Here is a 19,947-nt window from a genome sequence, read left to right as displayed (position 1 = left end):
TGCTAGCTCTCTTTTAATATGATATTTAGCTGACCTGGTTTTTGACCCCACACTCGCCTACTGGAGGGTTCGCTTGGGTTCGCCGCACTACTACTCTCTCTCGATTTTATTATCGGTAGGCCTTACTTCTAAGCCGCACCATGATCATTAACCCAATTTTTAGTGTTAACTTACGTGGATCCCTTTGCCTGCGACTGGCTTGGACTTTCAACCACAGACCTAAATATCACTTATCCATTTTAATATTTTAAATTAAAATTGTCAATATATAAGATTATTCCATAATATAATTATCATTTGCTTTTGTGAGTAAAGTCAATACAAAGACCTTATTAACACCAGATAATTTTAAAAGTTTAGAAATTTCATTTGTTGTCAAACCAGTAGTAAATATATCATCTATTAAAAGTATATTTTTATTATTTATTAATTTGATATTTTCTTTGACGACAAATACATTTTTTAGTTCTTCTTTTCGTTCCTTCTTGTTTAATTTATATAACATTCTTGTATATTTTTTTCTACTTATACAATCCAATAATGGAATATTTACCATTTTACTTAAATTAAATGCTATTTTTTGTGCCTGATTAAAGCCTCTTTTATTTAGCCTTTTTTTATGAAGTGGAACAAATAATATATAATCAAATTTTATATTTTCTAAATACAATTTTTCTTTCATTATCTGAGCTATATATTTAGCCATAAATGTTTTTTGATTATACTTTAGCCCTAATACTATCTTTTTAGTTACATCATTGTATTCAATGCAGGATATTGATTTGTCAAAATAAAAATCTTTATTAAAACAATAGCTACACTCTTCAACAAACTCTTTTTCAATTGAATGACGTATTATTGGCTTTCCACACTTCATGCAACCATCCTGTATAAAATTCATCTCTTTAAAACAGCTTTTACATATTGAATAAGTATTTGTTTTCTTTATAGATTTATCACAAATTATGCAACTTATATTCTCAGGATATATAAAATCCAGACATTTATTAATCATATTTTTAAAACTCTTAATAAAGTTATCATTGCATATTTTCATATTTATTCTATCAACAGCCCTTCTCGCTTGAATTTATTCAGCTTATATCCTAAATTTGAATACCTTTGATTCACTCTGTTATTTTTTATCATATATTCAAGATATTTCACATCTCCAACTAATACAACTAATTTTTTTGCTCTTGTTACTGCTGTATATAACAAATTACGGCTAAGTAGCATAGGAGGAGCCCAAGTTATTGGCAATACTACAACTGGAAATTCACTTCCTTGACTTTTATGTATCGTTGTACAGAAACTATGATCAATTTCATCTAATTCATCATATAAATATGATACAATTTTAGTTTGGTCAAATAATACATAAATAGTTTTCTTATCTTTATCTATGTGATAAACATATCCTATATCTCCATTGTATATACCTTCTCCACTTTCTTTTTGGTCTTCTGTTTCCCATTTTTTTGTATAATTATTTTTTACTTGCATTACCTTATCGCCAACTCTAAATAATCTTTTAGAAAAACTTTCTTCAACTTTAAATTTTTCTTTTTTGTTAAGATACTTCTGTAACTCTATGTTGAGATTAGTAACTCCTAACTCACCTTTTCTCATTGAAGATAAAACTTGTATATCTTTCAATTTATCAACTTTATAAAATTTAGGTAATCTTTCATTAACTAATCCTATTATTTCATTTAAAATTTCTTCATTGGTAGACTTTCTTATAAAAAAGAAATCTTTCCCTTTTGTATTTAAATAAAGGGGCTCTCCATTGTTTATCTTATGGGCATTTACAATTATCATGCTCTCTTGTGCTTGTCTAAATATTTCATTTAATTTAACTACATTTATAATATTAGAATCAATCATATCTTTAAGTACATTTCCAGCACCTACAGAAGGCAATTGGTCACTATCTCCAACCAAAATTACTCTTGTTCCTAGCTTTATAGCTCTAAGCAAATTGTACATTAAGATAATATCTACCATTGATACCTCATCAACAATTATTACATCTGAATTTATTGGGTCTTCTTCAGCCTTAAAAAAAGTTAAATCATCGTCTGTTGAGAACCCCATCTCTAATAACCTATGTATAGTTTTCGCCTCTTTATCAGAAGTTTCACTCATTCTCTTAGCTGCTCTTCCCGTTGGAGCTGCCAAAGTTACATTTTTCCCATTATTTTCAAATATATCTATAATAGCATTAATAGTAGTTGTTTTACCAGTTCCTGGACCACCAGTTATAATTAATACTCCACTGTTAACAGATTCTTTGACTGCTAAAATTTGTTTTTCTGCTAACTTAATTTTTTTATCTTCTTCTAAAGCATTAATCTCACTATCTATATCTATTTTTAAGTCTTCAAATTCATACTGTGATAATTTTACTATTTGGCTACATACTCCATTTTCAGCTAAATAGTAAGGCATAAGATATATAAGATTTTCATTGTTTACTCTCTCTATATGTATTTTTTGGTTATAAACTAGCATCACTATACACTCTTTTATTATTTCTCCATTTAACTCTAATAACTTTTCTGAATCTTGTATTAGAACATGTTCTGGTAAATATGTATGTCCGTTACTTAGAGATTTATTTAAAGTATATAAGATGCCCTGACAAACTCTATCTTTAGAATTTTTATCTATACCAATTTTATTTGCTATACTATCAGCTACCTTAAATCCAATTCCTCTTATATCTTCAGCAAGTTGATATGGGTTTTTATTTATAATTTCTATTGCACTACTTTTATATTTCTTATATATTTTTAGACAGTAATTTGGTGTTATTCCAAAAGGAGACAACTCTATTATTATATTTCTCAATTCTCTATCTTCTTCATAACTTTTTACTATTTGTTTTACTTTTTTACTTCCTATCCCCTCTACTTCTTGTAGCTTTTCTGGCGAATTTTGTATCACATTTAATGTATCTACACCAAACTTATCAATTATTCTCTTAGCCATTTTTTCACCAATACCATGTATCATTCCAGAAGATAAGTAAACATAAATTCCTTCTAAGGATGATGGTGTCACTGGCATAAAACTATTAACTTCAAATTGAGTCCCATAAATCTTATGGTTTACCCACTTTCCTTCAACTTCTATACTTTCTCCAATTGCCAAAGTAGGCATACATCCTACAACGACAATTTCATCACTTTCATTTACCAGATGAGCTATTGTATAGCCATTATCTTCATTTTTAAAGACTATTTCACTTATCATTCCTTCTAATTTTTCCATTTTTATCTCCTAAAAATACTAATAATCGCTCCGTTTAAACGTTAGTATACCTTATCTGTTAAAACTATGATAGTCCTAGAAAAGTTTTATATTTTTATACTTAACGTAATTTCCAACTATTATACATTTTATCAGAAACAAAAAAAATCTGCATCCAAAAAATATGGTACCATAAGATACAGGTACCATGTTTAAATAGCTATTTTATTTTAATTACTCTATGTTTAGCGTACAAATTAGATTTCATAAATGTATTCATAATACTAACTTATTTCAGATTTATTTTCTTTGTACCCCTCGGTTTTAGTGATTCTTCTATAAAGCATGCATAATAAAATTAAAATTCCCATATAACCTGTATACGGATATAGTGTACCTACTAGTTTATCAAATGGCAGTAGACCTCCTATACAAGCTAATATACTTACTACTATTGTTATAATTTTAAATTTAGGGTGGTCATCTTCTACAAATCTGTTAGTTACTGACCATAGTAATGGTACAGCTGTAGTATATATCCCTAACAAAAGTACTACTGAGAATAAAATACCTATTATTGGAGATATTTTATCAGCTAAGTAAAGTGCTGGTATCTCTTTTGTATATATATTTCCTATGTCTGAAAGTAATGCTAAATTCATCATTATAGCTGCTGCCATAAGTGCTACTCCACCTACTATACCACCCCACACAGCGTCTTTCTTATTTACTGCAGAAGCTCCCATTCCTGTCAAGAATGTTATTACTATTATTACATTATAACATGTATAAAGCACTCCTGAGAAATATCCATTTGATGTAGCAGTTTTAATGTTTAAGCTATCGACCATAGTTCCTGCATTTGATAAAGCATCAATATTACTAAATAAACTAATTGCTCCTACTAAAAGTGTAAATATTATTATTATAGGACCTATATTACCTAGTATCTTAGAAAGTCTTGTCAAACCTAATGAAACAGTTATTAGAGAAACGATTGCCATACCAATTCTACCTACATATGGATTTAATCCATAGTATTCTGATAATGTAGCTCCTGCTCCTGCAATCATTATTACTAATGTTCCAAATAAAAACAATGGTCCAAACCATTCAAAGAATGTTCCAAGATACTTTCCACAATATACTTGATAAATCTTTATTGGTTCTTTAAGCTTCAATTCTCTTCCCTTCTCTATAACTTCTGCTCCAAACCATGAAAATAGTATCATAGATATGATTCCTCCTATAATACCAGCATATCCATAAAACGTAAAAAATTGCAGTATTTCTTGACCAGTTGCAAATCCAGAACCTATTACAGTAGCTACATAAGCTCCAGCAAAGCTTATAACAGTTTTAATATTTACTTTACCTGACATACACTACTCCCCCTAATTAAAATTATTTTTAAAGTGTAAGTTTATTAAGATTATATTAGACTCATTATTGTTATGTTTCAATATATTTTTAATTATTTAACATCAGTTAACACAATCTTAACTAGTTTTTAACATATATCCTATAATATGTATAAATTTAATATAGTATTGTAAAACAAAATGTACTAATCTAATTAAATATTGTTTAATTTATTATATGATGAGAAATTAATATTTATTAAAAATATTTAACTCATAATAAAAAAGCTGTTAGAAAGTAATCATAAAATTACATTCTAACAGCTTTTTAGTTAAAAATTATTCACCTAAAGCATCTTTTCTTAACTGTTCAACTTTGTCAGTTCTTTCCCAAGGTAAATCTATATCAGTTCTACCAAAGTGACCATAAGCAGCAACTTTTTTATAAAGAGGCTTTCTTAAATCTAAGTCTCTTATTATAGCTCCTGGTCTTAAATCAAAGTGTTTATTTACTAATTCAACAAGTTTTTCTTCTGAAACTTTACCTGTCCCAAAAGTATCTATAAATATAGATAATGGTCTAGCTATACCTATAGCATATGCAAGTTCTATCTCACATTTATCTGCAAGACCAGCTGCAACAATATTTTTTGCAACATATCTAGCTGCATAAGCAGCAGATCTATCAACTTTTGTAGGGTCTTTTCCTGAGAAAGCTCCTCCACCATGTCTAGAATATCCACCATAAGTATCTATTATTATTTTTCTTCCTGTAAGACCTGTATCTCCTTGAGGTCCTCCTATAACAAATCTTCCAGTTGGATTTATATAAATTTTAGTATCTTCATCAAGTAATTCAGCTGGTATAACTGATTTTATAACATGCTCAATTAAATCTTGTCTTATCTTATCATTTGATACTGTTTCACAATGTTGAGCTGATATAAGAACTGTATGTACTCTTACAGCTTTACTTCCTTCATATTCAACAGTAACTTGAGTTTTTCCATCTGGTCTTAAATAATCAACTAGACCTGTCTTTCTAACTTCTGTAAGTCTTCTTGATAATTTATGTGCTAAAGATATTGGAAGTGGCATTAACTCTGGAGTTTCATTACATGCAAATCCAAACATTATACCTTGGTCTCCAGCTCCAACCTTTTCTATTTCTTCTTCCATCTCTTCTCCAGTCTTACTTTCTAGACCTTCATCAACTCCCATAGCTATATCTCCAGATTGCTCGTCAATAGAAGTTATAACTGCACAAGTATCACAATCAAATCCATATTTTGCTCTTGTATATCCAATTTCTCTTACTGTTTCTCTTACTAACTTAGGAATGTCTACATAAGCAGATGTACTTATTTCTCCTGCTACTAAAACTAAACCAGTTGTAACTGTAGTTTCACAAGCTACTCTGGATTGTGGGTCTTTTTCTAATAATGCATCTAATATTGAATCTGATATTTGGTCACATATCTTATCAGGATGTCCTTCTGTAACTGATTCTGACGTAAATAAATGTCTTGCCATTTTTATTCCCCCTTATTCATTCTTAATTTTTATTATAGGTTTTACCTTATTTTTAATTTTAGAAATTTTACTCAAAATAAAAAACCTCTCCTTAATAAGAAGAGGTTAATAATCGTAATTACATACTAATTAACTGACCTCATCTTTCAAGACTTTTGTCTTGTAGGAATTAGCACCTTTTCCCATTTGGGTGGTTGCTGGGCTTCACAGGGCCTATCCCTCAGCCTCTCTTGATAAGGTAATCAAGATTTAAGTTTTGTTTTACTTTATCAGCTTACTATTTTTTTAAAATTTTGTCAAGATTTTTAGTCATATTTTTTTTATTCCTTTTTTTGTAAGACAAATAAAATATTCTATCTATCTGAAATTCAAAGTTAGGTCTTTTTAATGCTTTTTATTCATATATTTTTTTGAAGGGGGTGTTCCTATTGTATTTAGCTAAAGTAAATTACAGCGATGATGATGTTATACAGATGCTAAGTTCAGTTCTAAAAACTATAATTAATGAAAATACGATTGTTGTTTGCATAGGAACAGACAGGGCTATAGGTGATACTTTGGGCCCTTTAGTTGGAACAATACTTAAAAACAGTAACTTTAAATACCCCGTTTACGGTACACTAGATAACCCTATTCACGCCTTAAATATATATGAGTCTCTAGATACTATAAAAAATACACATATACAAGGTAACTTCTTGGCTATAGATGCTTGCTTGGGGTCGCAGAGTAACATAGGTAATATACAGATTAGAGAAGGACCTATCCTGCCCGGAAAAGGTGTTGGCAAAAAACTACCTCAAATAGGAAATTATTCTATAGTAGGAATTGTAGATAAAATTGATGAAAATAATAGACTTTCATTTAATAATATACGTCTTAGCTTTATATTGGACTTAGCTGAAACAATAGCCTTAGCTTTATTGGTATCCACTTAATCCCAATATAAACTAACTGATAAAATTCTTTATATAAAAAGGTAGATATTTTAGAGCATCTGATTAAATACTCTAAATTATCTACCTTTTTACTTTTATATTTCAAGTTTTTACTTTTCTACTAAAGCAAACATTAATTCACCTTTACAGACAAGTTCTTCACCGACATATGCCTTAGCATCTGCCTTAGCTATATTTCTTCTAAGAGTTGTCATTTCAACTTCCATAGTTAATGTATCTCCTGGTCTTACTTCTCTCTTAATTCTAACTTTATCTATACCTGCAAATACACCTAATTTTCCTTTATTTTCCTCTACAGACATCATTGCAACTCCACACACTTGTGCTAGAGCTTCTACTATTAATACTCCTGGCATTAAAGGATATTCTGGAAAGTGACCTTGAAAAAATGGCTCATTAACTGTTACATTTTTTATGCCAACAGCTCTTTTTCCAACTTCTAACTCTATAATCTTGTCTACCAATAAAAATGGATATCTATGTGGTATTAATTTTTTTATTTCATCTATATTTAGCATCCTAAAACTCTCCTAATTATTTTCTTTTAAAAGACCCACCAGTTTCAAGTAAGTCTATTGAACCTAAAGCTATTCCTGTACCTTTTGCAACACAAGATAATGGTTCATCTGCTATTGTAACAGTTATTCCTGTTCTTTGTTCTATTATTTTATCTAATCCATATAATAATGAACCTCCACCAGTCATTATTATACCAACATCTCCTATATCTGCTGCTAGCTCGGGAGGTGTTTTTTCTAAAACAGCATGAGTAGCCACTACTATTTGCTCAACACATTCTCTAAGTGCTTCTAACATTTCTGTTGAATTTATAGTTATAGAACTAGGAAGCCCTGTAATTAAATTTCTTCCTGTTATCTTCATATATTTTTCTTCTTCTCTCTTAAATGCAGAACCTATTTCAAACTTGATTTTTTCTGCTGTTCTTTCTCCTATAAGAAGATTGTGTTGTTTTTTCATGTATTTGACTATAGCATCGTCAAATCTATCTCCACCAACTTTTATAGATTCACTTACAACAGCTCCTCCTAAAGATATTACAGCTATATCTACAGTACCTCCACCAATATCTATAATCATATTACCATTAGGTTGTGATATGTCTACACCAGCTCCTATGGCTGCTGCTATTGGCTCTTCTATGATATATACTTCTCTAGCTCCAGCTTGTCTAGTTGCATCTTCTACTGCTCTTTTTTCTACTTCTGTAACACCTGTTGGTACACATACCATAATTCTTGGCATAAAAAATCTTCCAAATCCCTTTTTATCAGCTATCTTATCTATAAAAGATTTTAACATCTTCTCAGTTACATCATAATCTGAAATTACACCATCCCTTAAAGGTCTTATAGCAACTATGTTACCTGGTGTTCTCCCTATCATTTTTTTAGCTTCTTCTCCTACAGCTAAAACAGAATCTGTTCTGTTGTCTATCGCCACAACAGATGGTTCTTCTAAAACGATTCCTTTACCACTAACATAAACAAGTACATTTGCAGTACCTAAATCTATGCCTATATCAGCTCCAGCCATTTTTTCAACTCCTTCATTTCTATATTAGGTTATATTATAAGCCTATTTTAATACTCCTATAATAAAGCATATACAAAAAACTCGCTTTAATCAAGAGAAAATAAATGTTTTGAGAGCATTATTATTTTGCTATTTATAATTATTTAATATATTTCTTACAATAATTTAATTCAATAAAAAAAGTAGGTTTTTAACCTACATTTTTTTATGTTCTTTCTCATATTTTAATTTCGTTGCTAATCCCCCTCTAATATGTCTCTCTGATTTATTTTTGTCTAGCACATTTTTAACTTCTTTGGCAAGGGATGGATTTATTTCCTTCAATCTTTCTGTAACATCCTTATGAATTGTACTTTTACTTACTCCAAATGTCTTGGCGGTTTGTCTTACTGTAGTGTTTTTTTCAAGTATATATTTTGCTACCACTATGGCCCTTTCCTCTATATGAGATCTCAAAGATTACCCCCCTCACATAATAGCTTTAATGATATATATGTAAAAACACCAAAAAATATAACAAGCTTAACCAAATATGATTAAACTTGTTATACTTTTACTTAATTAGACTCATTGGGTCTATAGATTTATCTCCATTATATGCCTCCAAATGTACATGTATACCTTCTTCACTTTCTACCTGTGAAGTACTTCCTACAGTACCTAGAGATTGTCCTTCTGTTATTTTCTGATCTTTTTTAACACTAACATTTTTATCTAGATTTGAATATACTACTACAATATTATTGTCACTTTTTATTTTTACTGATTCTCCATATTCTTCATCGTTAAATACATCTACTACTATTCCGTTTAATAGAGATTTTATTTCTTTACCTTTAGTACAACTAATATCTACACCTTTATGAGTTTCCCAAACATCAAGTGTTTTAGAATAACTAGGTTCTTTTTCTGAATAGCCTTTTATTACTTTATCTCCAATGTAATTTAATTTTGTTGCACTTAACTTATTTTCCTCTTTTGACTTAGCTTTTTCTAAGTTTTGTTTTGAATCCGTTGCAGTAGGAATAGCATCTTTCTTATCTTTTTCAATTAAATGTATTTCCTCTTCACTATCTTTATTAGCATTTTCTATCATGCCTTTATTAGAAGCCAATTTATCTACATTATTATTTGTAAACCAAACTCCACCTACTGCTAATAAACAAACACATACAAATAAAGATAAATAAAAACCATCTTTTTCTAACAGCTTTTTCTTCATTTTGCACCTCCAAATATATTTCTACATTTGGATTATTGACGTGTTTTTAGCATTTTATACAATTATTAGTATATATCTTTTATTTTTGTATCTGTGTAGTAATGTGATAATATATCATAATATTTATAGCCTTCTTCTGCCATTCCTTCTGCTCCCCACTGGCTCATTCCAACGCCATGACCATATCCTTTTACTACAAAATCTATGTATCCTTCTCCAAATTTTATGTCAAAGTTTGCAGAGTTCAACTTAAAAACAGTTCTAATTTCTTTTCCAGTCAATTCTTTATTTCCTAATTTTATTTTTTCTACAGTTCCAGCATCACTTCTTTTAGTTATTAAAACTTGTTTGCTTAAATTATTCACATCTATAACAATAGTGCTATATGATCTTCTAAGACTCTTAACAAAATCAGTATTACTTATTTTAAGAGTTGATGCAAATTTAGGAGAATACTTATCATAAGGGCTTTCTACAGACTTTAGATAAGGATATTTTGCAGAAAATACTTCTTCACTATTTTCAGTTTTCCCTGAAGATGTAGAAAAATAAAGAGGAAGTATTGCCTTATCATTATAAGTTATTATCTGCCCTTTAGTTTCTCTAACTGCTTCTTGGATTTTAGAATATTTATTTTTAATCCATTCTTCACCATTCAGCTTTTTAAGAGTATCATAACTCTTATATTCTTGGCAGTGTTTATAATCAGTACATACTACTGCATTTTTATGTTTACTTGATTTACTATGTTCCTGTTTATATACTACATATGTTCTAGCTGCTACAGATTGAGCTTTTAAAGCTTCTATATCAAACTCTGATGACATCTCACCAGCTAGTACGCCACATAAATAGTTCTCCATGTCCATTTTTTCAGTTTTTCCTGTTATATGATTATAAACGTTGATGACTGGTGTTTTTTTATTTACAGTTTCATAGTTCACTATTTTTTTTTCTTCTTTATTACTTTTGTCCTTAATATCACTTTTTTTAATAGTTTTGTTTATAGATACTGGTCTCTCTGGTTTTTCAGTTAATTCTATATTTTTATAAGACACTAAAGTTATAAGTGATGGAACTAACACAGAGCAAGTCACAAATCCTAACAAAACAACCAATGAGTTCTTCATATACTCTCCTCCTTAGCTTTTAAAACCTTGTATTTAAGTATATGAACAACCCTATTAATTTATAACTTTCTTCTCTAAACCAATTATTAATCTTCTACTATTTCGATTTGACCACCTAATGCTGTTATCTTCTTATCTATATCAACATAGCCTCTTTGAATATGGTATATTTCTCCTATTTGAGTTTCTCCTTCTGCTATAAGACCACATAAAATAAGTGCTGCCCCTGCTCTTAAATCAGTAGCATTTACTGCTGCACCATGTAGCTCATCTACACCATTAACAACCGCACTTCTTCCATCTATTTTTATATTAGCACCCATTCTATTGAACTCAGCAACATGCATAAATCTATTTTCAAAAACAGTTTCTATAACTACACCAGTTCCATTAGCTACAGTAAGCATAGCCATAAATTGTGCTTGAACATCTGTAGGAAATCCTGGATGTGGTAAAGTTTTTATATCTATTGGTTTTAATACTTTAGGACCTACTACTCTTACAGAATTGTCCATTTCTGTAATTTCACAACCAGCTTCTCTTAATTTAGCTACGACTGGTTTTAAATGCTCCATTAAAACATTTTCAACAGTTATATCACCTTTTGTCATAGCTGCTGCAACCATATAAGTTGCTGCTTCTATTCTGTCTGGAATTACATTATGCTCTGCTCCTTTTAACTCTTTAACACCGTTTATCTTTATAGTGTTAGTACCTGCGCCTTTAACATCTGCTCCCATTTCATTCAAGAAATTTGCTAAATCTACTATTTCTGGCTCCTCTGCTGCATTTTCTATTATTGTAGTACCTTCTGCTAAAGAAGCTGCCATCATTATGTTTTCAGTTGCTCCAACAGATGGAAAGTCTAAATATAATTTATTTCCTACTAATTTTTCTGTTGCTGCTTCAACAAAACCATGGTCCATCTCTATCTTTGCTCCTAAAGCTTTAAATCCTTTTAGATGTAAGTCTATAGGTCTTGTTCCTATAGCACATCCTCCTGGCATAGAAATTTTTGTACTATTAAATCTAGCAAGTAATGGTCCCATAACCAAAAAAGAAGCCCTCATTTTTCTTACAAGCTCATATGGAGCTTCACAAGTTTTTATATTACTTGCATCAACAGTAAGTGTATTTTCTTTATATTCAACTTCTGCTCCTATATGTCTCAATAAATCTGATATAACATGAACATCTCTTAAATTTGGTACTCCATTTAATGTTGATTTTCCGTTTGCTAATAAAGTCGCTGCTATTATTGGTAAAACTGCATTTTTTGCACCATCTATTTTAACACTACCTTTAAGTGGATTACTCTTTTTTACTATTATCTTAGCCATATTTTTTGATCTCCTCATAATTAATAATCTAATTTTATAATTGGTGTGGCAATATATATGAGTGTTTTTTCATCATCCTCATTGTATTTGATTCCTATATTTAAATTAATTTTTTCCCCTAAATATTCTAAATCATCATCATTTAATACTTTACTATATGCTGTTATAGATAAAAAGTTTACGTCCTTCACTTTATCTATTTGCTTAGCACTCATATTATATAATATTTTTTGTAAAATATCATCATATTTGTTGTTTTGTAACCTTTTTGTGTATTCTCCAACAATACAAGCAGACACATCTACTTGATATGAATATTTATTTAACACATTTTCTACGTTATTACAAATATCCTCTTTATGTTTATATACTTTGTTATCCAATATGTCAACTATTATGTAACTTTCTTTATTATTTTTGTTTATTCCTTTTATAGAAATTTCTTTATCGCTACCTTTTATAGTAACACACAATTGCATTTTATCGCCAGACCCTTTTTTGTTCCAATTTATTCCTTTTTCATCTAACTTTAGATTGTTAATTATTTCTATAAAAATATTATAAAATTCCTGATTTGATAAATTATAATTTATAACAGAATTAATTTTGACATTATAAAATTTGAAATCTGCTTCTGAAATTTCAAGAGCATTAGTTAATCTATTATATCTAGTATTTATACTTGTATCTGCATAAGATATTGTTACTCCTATAATCATTAATATAAAAAAGCTTATAGCTAATTTTATTCTTTTCATAATAAAAAATCCCCCTTAAATATGTTTTTCTGTATAATAGAATTATTAACAAATTTAAGAGAGATATACTTTCTCAATATATATTTTTATGCACTTTGGGATTTTATATTCATTAAATGTCTTTCAAACTCTTCAATACCAATTCTCTCTAACACTTTACTTATTCTTTCTCCTGGGCTTGCTAATTTTTTATATGTATCAAATATGTCTTGCACTAATTCTTCTATATTTTCTTCTGTATATAAATTGCTAAGTCTATCCCCAAATCTATAACCTCTTCCCATTCTACCACCAAGATAAACGGCTAACCCTTTTTTATCAACTTCCATAGCTCCAAATGGACATACTTGAGCACATTTACCACAATTTACACACTCTTCTTCGTTCCACACTAATTTGTTGTTTTCCATATAAACTGATTTTTGTCTACAAGATGATGTACACAATCCACAATTCTTACATTTATCTTCATTAAATTTTACATATACTTGTCCTACAATACCCACATCATTAGTATTAGCCTTTGCACAATTGTTTGGACATCCAACTAAAGTAATCTTAGTTTTAGATGGCAAATCATACCCAAAATATGAATCATGTAACTTTCCACATAGTTCTTGTGTATCATAGATTCCATGTTGACATACAGTGCCTTTACATGCAACTAATGGTCTTACTTTTTTTCCTGTACCACCATGTTTTAAACCTACTGCTTTCAAATCTTCTTTTATTGAATCTATATCTTCATACTTTATCCATGGTATTTCAACAGCTAATCTAGTTGTAACACCTAAATAACCTCTGCCGTATTTTTCAGATAACTTTGATAAATTGATAAGTTGTTCTGCTGTAAAGTTTCCAGCTCTACTCAATATTCTTATTGAGAAATATCCTTCCTGGCTTTGAGCCAATATACCTTCCGCTTTTAACTTTACTTTTTTGTCTTTGCTAATCATATCTCACACCTCATAATACAAATTTATAATTCTATGTTGCTAATAATATGTTTAAATAAGTTATATTTATATAATCATATTATAACTACATTTATATTTTAAAACATAATAAAGGTATATTCAACTCAATAAACTGAATATACCTTCATTTTAAACAATTCTATTATATTTTTTACAAAATTCTATCTTGCTCTCCTGTTTCAATTGTATTTAAATCATCAATACTCCATACCATAAAATTTGCATATGTTAATACCTCATTTAAACGAGTATAAACTATATCCAAAGACTCATCTTGTACTTTCTCTTCAAAATCTTCTATAGAAATTGATTTAACATTAGCAAAAAATCTTCTCCTATATTCTTCTCTGAATTTCTTTAACATAATTTGTACTCGGATTTCTACTCAATCTTTTATTATTTTAAATCTACTTAACTAAATCAAAATCATATTCATCTACGCCATCAATTGAATTGTATACTTTTGTAAATCCATTCTCTGAAAGTATTTTAGCTGCTTGTCCACTTCTATTTCCAGTTCTACAGTATAAGATTATATTCTTATTTTTATCAAGTTCTCCCATTTTCTTTTCTGTATCTTCCAATGGTATATTGATAGATTCTTTTAAGTGTCCAGTTTCAAACTCTTTTGACTTTCTAGAATCTATTACTATAGCATCTTTATTTTCACTTATTAACTTCAACATTTCAGGTGCAGTTATATCATTATACGTAACTAATCCATAATCAAAATCCTTTACACCTTCTGCATTATATACATCTTTAAATCCATTTTTTACTAATATTTCAGCAGCTTTTGCACTTTTATTACCTGAATTACAATATGCTAATATAGTTTTATCCTTATATCCCTCTAAATCACTTAATTTATCTTCTAAATCATCTACTGATATATTTATACCATTTGTAATATGACCTTTAGCATAGTCCTCTGCACCTCTTACATCTAGTATCAATAACTCTTTATTTTTCTTCATCATTTTTACAGCTTCTTCCCCTGTAGCTTCCTTATAACTAGCCTTATCTTGGCTTTGATAAGATTCTTTTGATTTTTCTGATTCTTTAGAATTACAACCAACTACACTCCCTAATGTTAATACTAAAGTTAAACCAATAACTAAAACTTTAAATCTTTTACTAAACTTCATAAAATTACCCTCCAAATATTAAAAATATTCCTTTTTTATATAAAATCTTATTTTATTATGGTATTCGAATTCATTATAACAAAATTAAAATATATTTGATACTTATTTACTTAATTTACATCTATAGTTTTTTTCTATATTTCAAGCGAAAAGAATAGAATTTTTTTTGGTTCTATAAGCACATCTACCTTTTCATTTATATCATATAAATTATTGTTACTACTAGCTTTTAATACCATTCCATCAATATCTACATCATAGTAAACTTTATCTCCTGCATATCTCTTTTTTAATATAGTCCCTTCTCTTCCTATATCATTATTAATCGTTTTTAGGATTATATTTTCTTTTGGTATCATTAACTCGACATTATCTATATTTATATTTTCATATTTATTTAATTTAATAGAAATTATATCATTTATAAACTCGCCGTTTCTTATATTTCCTATTAAATAATTTTTTTCTCCAAATATATTCGCAACTTCTCTGCTCTTAGGATTTTCATAAAGATTGCATGGAGTGTCGAATTGTTTAACTTCACCATTTAATATAACTGCTATTCTATCACTCATCATCAACGCTTCTTCTTTGTCATGTGTTACTAATATGGTTGTTATCTTTAGATGTTTTTGTAATCCTAATACAAATTCTCTCATATCATTTCGTAAATTAATATCTAAATTTGAGAATGGCTCATCTAATAATAACACCTTTGGATTTATTGCTAAAGACCTCGCTATTGCCACACGTTGTTGTTGTCCTCCTGAGAGTTCACTTGGATATTTATTTTCATATCCTTTTAACTTAACTAAATTTATAAGATTATTTATTTTACTTTTTCTTATGTTCGTGTTTATTTTTTTCATCTTAAGTCCAAATTCTATATTTTCATATAAAGTCATATGGGGAAATAGTAAATAATCTTGAAAAACTATTACAGTATCTCTTTTTCCTATAGGTATATCTAATATGGATTCATTATTTAAAAGTATATCTCCGTAATCAGGATGTAAAATACCGGCAATTAATTTTAAAGTAGTACTTTTCCCACAACCGGATGGACCTAAAAGAGAAACTATTTCTCCTTCTTTTATATCCAAATTTATATTGTTTAAAACTTTTATTTTGTTAAAACTTTTACATAAATTTACAAGTTTAACTGATGACAATTGTTACACCTCCAATCAAACTAAAATAGCCTTGTATTTTGAATATACTTATATTTCTTTTTTACATTGTATTCTATTATTATTAAGATAAATAAACTTATTGTTAAAAATAACATACCATACAAAGATGCTATTGTTCTGTCACCACTTTGTATATACGGAAACATAATCATTGGATAAGTTATGACACTACCTCCGCTTATAAGAAGAGTCAAAAAATATTGACTAAAGGATATTATAAAAGACATACTTGATGCACCCAATATCCCTGGTAAAATCAAAGGTAAAGTAACATATCTAAATGTATTAAATCTATTTGCACCAAGTACTTTAGCTTGTATCTCTAAATTATCACCTATTAATTTATAGACATCTGTTATTATTCGAACTGAATAGGGTATGCATGGAAGTATATTTATAATAATGACTCCCAAAATATTATTGGCTAGACCTATTCTTATAAATGCTATATGTATACCCATAGCAATAGATATTAGTGGAATTATAATTGGAGATAATATTAGTAACTCACAAAATCTCTTTCCTTTAAAATTATATAATGCTAATGCTTTAGATGCTGGTATGCTTAGTAAAATAGTGATTAAGACTACAATTATTGATATTATAATACTTCTCAAAATAATATTCAGATTACTTATATCCAAAATATATCTAAATCCTCTTAATGAAAACTCCTTAGGTAAAAGATTTGGAAATGGCCATGTATTTACAACTCCCCATATTGCCAATAGTATTATAGGAGCTATAATAACTACAAGCATGATATTGAGAACTATATTAAATTTTTTATTCATAAATACTCCTATACATTATATTTTGATATTTTATTAAAAAATCTATTATAAATTATTAATAGTATGAAACTTATTCCAGATAATACAACATTGATACACATTGAGATTGGTCTTTGCATTAAATCTGAGCTAGTATAGATTAGATATGCTTGAACTGGTAATGCTTTTGGAGTTGATGCTCCTATTAAAAAAGGAACTTCAAAAGAACCAAACGAAAAAGCAAAAATTATTATAAATGAAGAAATTATTGTTGGCATTGCAAGTGGTAACACTATATATCTAAAAGTTTGAAGTTTACTCGCACCTAAATTTATAGATACTTGTTGTAGATTATCATTTATATTTTTCAATATATTATAAACCATTAGGGTTATATATGGTACTCCTTTCCACAGGTAAACTAAAATTATTCCTATTCCATTTTTATCAGAAACCATTGATATAAATTCATATGAATCTTTTATTATATGGAAAAAGTAAAATACTCTTGAAACTATGCCTGTTTGAGAAAATATTATAAATACTAATAATACAACTATTATATGTGGAACTATTAGTGGAATATTTAGAATCATATATCTAACTTTAGAAAATCTATTTTGAGACATTATATATGCTAAAAGTATTCCTATAATAACAGCTAGAATTGATGATACTAAAGAAATCTTCAAACTAAAGATAAGAGACTCTAAAAAATTAGAATCTCTAAAAATTTCTCTATAATAACTTAGTGTAATTTGATTAAGACCAATCTGAGGAAAAAATCCTAGGCTTTGCGAGATACAATTTATAATTCCTACACCCATTATAAGTATCAAGATTACAGATACAGGTGCTATTAATAAGTATGGCATTATTTTATCATTAATTATTTTACTTTTCACTTTCTAATACCTCTTGAATCCATATTTTTTCTATTATTGGTACTATTCCTGCTTTTAATTCTGGGACTGAATTTTTTAATACTATAGTTTCACTAAATTTCTTAACATCTTCACTTGGAATCTTTTTCATATCTAAAACAGATGTGTCTCCCCAATTTTTAGTTTCTGTTTTAGAAGACTGTGCATCTATACTCATTAAGAAATCTATTAATGCTATTGCACCTTCTTTATTTTGAGAATTATCTGGTATAGCAACAAAATGTGTATTGCTTATATTTCCTTTTTCAAATTCTATTGCTTTTGTAGATTTACTAAACTCTCCATTTGCGATTCTTCCTAATAATACATTTGGAGCATAAGTCATTGTAAAATAAGTTTCATTATCTGAATACATATTATCTAACTGAGAAGATGTCGCAGGATAGGTTTTACCTTTATTCCATAAGTATGGTTTTATTTCTTTAAGATAGTCCATAGCTGGTTGTATGGCTTGTTTTACTTTAGCTTCATCTTCTGGTAAATTTTTTACTTTCTCATATCCTACTACATCATATATTATATTTCTAACAAATGCACTTCCTGTAAAATCCGGTGGAGCTGGATAAGTAAATTTACCAGGATTAGATGCAATTACTTCTTTTAGTGTTTCTGCATTAGTTATTTTTGTATTAATCTTAGACGTATCTGTTACAACTGCAAATTGAGATTTACCCCAAGGAGCTTCCATACCATCTACTTTCACTCCAAAATCTGTAGTAATATCCTCAGAAGATGAATCAATATACTTTTTATAATTAGAAAGTTTATCTACAAAGGGTCCAAATAGTAATTCATTTTCTTTTGCTGTTTTAAAGTTTTCTCCATTTATCCAAACTACATCTATAGTGCCGTTAGCATTTCCAGCTTGTTTTTCTGACAATAGTTTATTAAGAATGTTTTCTATATCCATTCCTACTCTTTTTACAGTTATGTCATAGTCTTCTTTCATCTTTGGAATTACATAACTATCAAACCATTTATTCATTACTTCATTTCCACCATATCCATAAAAGTTAACTGTTGTACCTTTTGCAGATTTTAAAATCTCTTCATTGCTACTTTCTAATATGTCTTTTTGAGGCTCTTCTTTTTTATCGTTATTTGAGCACCCTACCAATCCAAATATAAGTCCTAAACATAATAGTATTGTTAATATCCTTTTTTTCATTTTTTCCCCTCTCGAAAATTAATTTATAATATTTTTTTTGCTTCTAGTAATCTTTGAACTGCTGTAAATAAAACTACTATAGAAAATATATTTGCTATTATCCCAATATAACTTTGAAATAAAATCATCAAAGTAAAAAGTATAAATCCCTCACTCCTTTCAGCTACGCCAGCTTGATAATAAAATGATTTCATACCTTTTTTATCAGTTAAAGCACCAACAGTTAAAAATATAGTCATTGACATAAGAATACTACTTAAAAGAATCATTAGATTTAATCTTACATCAATCATCTTCAAACCAAATACTAAAATCATACTTATTTCTACTATTCTATCAAAAGTAATATCCATTAATGTTCCAAATAAGGATGTTTTATTACTACTTCTAGCCATATCACCATCTACAGCATCTAAGTATCCTGAAACCCATAATGTAATTATTGCTAGCACTTTCATATCGAGATATATAAATAAAGACGTAGATATTCCAACTATAAGCGCTATTATTGTTACGTTATTTGGGGTTAATTTAAGTTTTAAAAAGAACTCTGCTCCTTTGCTTATAAATGGCTCTACATATTTTCTTGCATGTGTATCTAACATATCATTTCCTTTCATTAGCTTATA

Annotated in this window: 20 protein-coding genes and 1 riboswitch; of the genes, 1 reads left to right on the top strand and 19 read right to left on the bottom strand. The window is 28.6% G+C overall.

The window, feature by feature from the left end:
* Window positions 1-274 precede the first annotated feature (274 nt).
* The 4 genes from KGF42_RS08805 to metK form a co-directional block, all read right to left on the bottom strand.
* Window positions 275-1,015 (bottom strand): ComF family protein, encoded by a 741-nt coding sequence (locus KGF42_RS08805; RefSeq protein ID WP_227826145.1) that lies wholly within the window; start codon window positions 1,013-1,015, stop codon window positions 275-277.
* Between the two features lie 44 nt (window positions 1,016-1,059).
* Window positions 1,060-3,279 carry an ATP-dependent RecD-like DNA helicase gene (locus KGF42_RS08800; RefSeq protein ID WP_227826144.1) on the bottom strand — a complete coding sequence of 740 codons (2,220 nt, stop codon included), beginning with the start codon at window positions 3,277-3,279 and terminating at the stop codon, window positions 1,060-1,062.
* A gap of 263 nt (window positions 3,280-3,542) precedes the next feature.
* Complete coding sequence (locus KGF42_RS08795) at window positions 3,543-4,640, bottom strand: hypothetical protein (RefSeq protein WP_054272857.1); 1,098 nt, start codon at window positions 4,638-4,640, stop codon at window positions 3,543-3,545.
* Between the two features lie 318 nt (window positions 4,641-4,958).
* Window positions 4,959-6,152 carry a methionine adenosyltransferase gene (gene metK, locus KGF42_RS08790; RefSeq protein ID WP_227826143.1) on the bottom strand — a complete coding sequence of 398 codons (1,194 nt, stop codon included), beginning with the start codon at window positions 6,150-6,152 and terminating at the stop codon, window positions 4,959-4,961.
* 136 nt (window positions 6,153-6,288) lie between these two features.
* Window positions 6,289-6,392: riboswitch (SAM riboswitch) on the bottom strand.
* 188 nt (window positions 6,393-6,580) lie between these two features.
* On the opposite strand from metK, the gene yyaC reads away from it, so the two are divergent.
* On the top strand, window positions 6,581-7,090 hold the full coding sequence (gene yyaC / locus KGF42_RS08785) for a spore protease YyaC (RefSeq protein ID WP_227821180.1): 510 nt from the start codon (window positions 6,581-6,583) through the stop codon (window positions 7,088-7,090).
* Window positions 7,091-7,200: 110 nt separating this feature from the next.
* Here the strand turns inward: yyaC and fabZ are convergent, their stop codons facing one another.
* The 15 genes from fabZ to KGF42_RS08710 all read right to left on the bottom strand — a co-directional run bounded on the left by fabZ (window position 7,201) and on the right by KGF42_RS08710 (window position 19,938).
* Window positions 7,201-7,629, bottom strand: a complete 429-nt coding sequence (gene fabZ / locus KGF42_RS08780; protein ID WP_054272854.1) for a 3-hydroxyacyl-ACP dehydratase FabZ — start codon at window positions 7,627-7,629, stop codon at window positions 7,201-7,203.
* A 16-nt stretch (window positions 7,630-7,645) separates the two neighbouring features.
* A complete protein-coding gene (locus KGF42_RS08775) occupies window positions 7,646-8,665 on the bottom strand; it encodes a rod shape-determining protein (RefSeq protein WP_227821179.1) in 1,020 nt (339 codons plus the stop codon).
* Window positions 8,666-8,860: 195 nt separating this feature from the next.
* Window positions 8,861-9,121 (bottom strand): sporulation transcriptional regulator SpoIIID, encoded by a 261-nt coding sequence (gene spoIIID, locus KGF42_RS08770; protein WP_003420727.1) that lies wholly within the window; start codon window positions 9,119-9,121, stop codon window positions 8,861-8,863.
* 97 nt (window positions 9,122-9,218) lie between these two features.
* Window positions 9,219-9,887, bottom strand: a complete 669-nt coding sequence (locus KGF42_RS08765; protein WP_227826142.1) for a M23 family metallopeptidase — start codon at window positions 9,885-9,887, stop codon at window positions 9,219-9,221.
* Window positions 9,888-9,952: 65 nt separating this feature from the next.
* Complete coding sequence (gene spoIID / locus KGF42_RS08760; RefSeq protein ID WP_227821177.1) at window positions 9,953-11,017, bottom strand: stage II sporulation protein D; 1,065 nt, start codon at window positions 11,015-11,017, stop codon at window positions 9,953-9,955.
* Window positions 11,018-11,103: 86 nt separating this feature from the next.
* A complete protein-coding gene (gene murA / locus KGF42_RS08755; protein WP_227821176.1) occupies window positions 11,104-12,357 on the bottom strand; it encodes a UDP-N-acetylglucosamine 1-carboxyvinyltransferase in 1,254 nt (417 codons plus the stop codon).
* 20 nt (window positions 12,358-12,377) lie between these two features.
* Window positions 12,378-13,115: a YwmB family TATA-box binding protein gene (locus tag KGF42_RS08750; protein ID WP_227826141.1), complete on the bottom strand. Its 738-nt coding sequence runs from the start codon at window positions 13,113-13,115 to the stop codon at window positions 12,378-12,380.
* Window positions 13,116-13,201: 86 nt separating this feature from the next.
* Window positions 13,202-14,071, bottom strand: a complete 870-nt coding sequence (locus KGF42_RS08745) for a 4Fe-4S binding protein (protein WP_227826140.1) — start codon at window positions 14,069-14,071, stop codon at window positions 13,202-13,204.
* Between the two features lie 172 nt (window positions 14,072-14,243).
* Complete coding sequence (locus tag KGF42_RS08740; protein WP_227826139.1) at window positions 14,244-14,456, bottom strand: hypothetical protein; 213 nt, start codon at window positions 14,454-14,456, stop codon at window positions 14,244-14,246.
* Between the two features lie 43 nt (window positions 14,457-14,499).
* Complete coding sequence (locus tag KGF42_RS08735) at window positions 14,500-15,240, bottom strand: rhodanese-like domain-containing protein (protein ID WP_227821173.1); 741 nt, start codon at window positions 15,238-15,240, stop codon at window positions 14,500-14,502.
* Window positions 15,241-15,374: 134 nt separating this feature from the next.
* Window positions 15,375-16,412 (bottom strand): ABC transporter ATP-binding protein, encoded by a 1,038-nt coding sequence (locus KGF42_RS08730; protein WP_227821172.1) that lies wholly within the window; start codon window positions 16,410-16,412, stop codon window positions 15,375-15,377.
* Window positions 16,413-16,432: 20 nt separating this feature from the next.
* Window positions 16,433-17,227 (bottom strand): ABC transporter permease subunit, encoded by a 795-nt coding sequence (locus tag KGF42_RS08725; RefSeq protein ID WP_227821171.1) that lies wholly within the window; start codon window positions 17,225-17,227, stop codon window positions 16,433-16,435.
* Window positions 17,228-17,235: 8 nt separating this feature from the next.
* Window positions 17,236-18,111: an ABC transporter permease subunit gene (locus tag KGF42_RS08720; RefSeq protein ID WP_227826138.1), complete on the bottom strand. Its 876-nt coding sequence runs from the start codon at window positions 18,109-18,111 to the stop codon at window positions 17,236-17,238.
* Window positions 18,101-19,318, bottom strand: coding sequence for an ABC transporter substrate-binding protein (locus KGF42_RS08715; RefSeq protein ID WP_227821169.1), 1,218 nt, complete (start codon window positions 19,316-19,318; stop codon window positions 18,101-18,103). The genes KGF42_RS08720 and KGF42_RS08715 overlap by 11 nt, the downstream gene beginning before the upstream one ends.
* A 23-nt stretch (window positions 19,319-19,341) precedes the next feature.
* Window positions 19,342-19,938 (bottom strand): CDP-alcohol phosphatidyltransferase family protein, encoded by a 597-nt coding sequence (locus tag KGF42_RS08710; RefSeq protein WP_227821168.1) that lies wholly within the window; start codon window positions 19,936-19,938, stop codon window positions 19,342-19,344.
* Window positions 19,939-19,947: the final 9 nt, after the last annotated feature.

This window comes from Clostridioides sp. ZZV15-6383 (assembly GCF_020657735.1).
Classification (GTDB): Bacteria; Bacillota; Clostridia; order Peptostreptococcales; family Peptostreptococcaceae; genus Clostridioides; species Clostridioides difficile_D.
Note: the sequence above shows the minus strand (reverse complement) of the source record. Positions and strands in the feature narration are given on the sequence as shown.

Bases quoted from the DNA above. Each gene is read 5' to 3' on its own strand.
- KGF42_RS08775 (WP_227821179.1), bottom strand. From the start codon at position 8,665: ATGGCTGGAGCTGATATAGGCATAGATTTAGGTACTGCAAATGTACTT.
- KGF42_RS08750 (WP_227826141.1), bottom strand. From the start codon at position 13,115: ATGAAAAGAATAAAATTAGCTATAAGCTTTTTTATATTAATGATTATA.
- KGF42_RS08725 (WP_227821171.1), bottom strand. From the start codon at position 17,227: ATGAATAAAAAATTTAATATAGTTCTCAATATCATGCTTGTAGTTATT.
- spoIID (WP_227821177.1), bottom strand. From the start codon at position 11,017: ATGAAGAACTCATTGGTTGTTTTGTTAGGATTTGTGACTTGCTCTGTG.
- KGF42_RS08765 (WP_227826142.1), bottom strand. From the start codon at position 9,887: ATGAAGAAAAAGCTGTTAGAAAAAGATGGTTTTTATTTATCTTTATTT.
- KGF42_RS08805 (WP_227826145.1), bottom strand. From the start codon at position 1,015: ATGATTAATAAATGTCTGGATTTTATATATCCTGAGAATATAAGTTGC.
- KGF42_RS08795 (WP_054272857.1), bottom strand. From the start codon at position 4,640: ATGTCAGGTAAAGTAAATATTAAAACTGTTATAAGCTTTGCTGGAGCT.
- KGF42_RS08800 (WP_227826144.1), bottom strand. From the start codon at position 3,279: ATGGAAAAATTAGAAGGAATGATAAGTGAAATAGTCTTTAAAAATGAA.
- murA (WP_227821176.1), bottom strand. From the start codon at position 12,357: ATGGCTAAGATAATAGTAAAAAAGAGTAATCCACTTAAAGGTAGTGTT.
- KGF42_RS08715 (WP_227821169.1), bottom strand. From the start codon at position 19,318: ATGAAAAAAAGGATATTAACAATACTATTATGTTTAGGACTTATATTT.
- KGF42_RS08740 (WP_227826139.1), bottom strand. From the start codon at position 14,456: ATGTTAAAGAAATTCAGAGAAGAATATAGGAGAAGATTTTTTGCTAAT.
- metK (WP_227826143.1), bottom strand. From the start codon at position 6,152: ATGGCAAGACATTTATTTACGTCAGAATCAGTTACAGAAGGACATCCT.
- KGF42_RS08735 (WP_227821173.1), bottom strand. From the start codon at position 15,240: ATGAAGTTTAGTAAAAGATTTAAAGTTTTAGTTATTGGTTTAACTTTA.
- fabZ (WP_054272854.1), bottom strand. From the start codon at position 7,629: ATGCTAAATATAGATGAAATAAAAAAATTAATACCACATAGATATCCA.
- KGF42_RS08710 (WP_227821168.1), bottom strand. From the start codon at position 19,938: ATGAAAGGAAATGATATGTTAGATACACATGCAAGAAAATATGTAGAG.
- KGF42_RS08745 (WP_227826140.1), bottom strand. From the start codon at position 14,071: ATGATTAGCAAAGACAAAAAAGTAAAGTTAAAAGCGGAAGGTATATTG.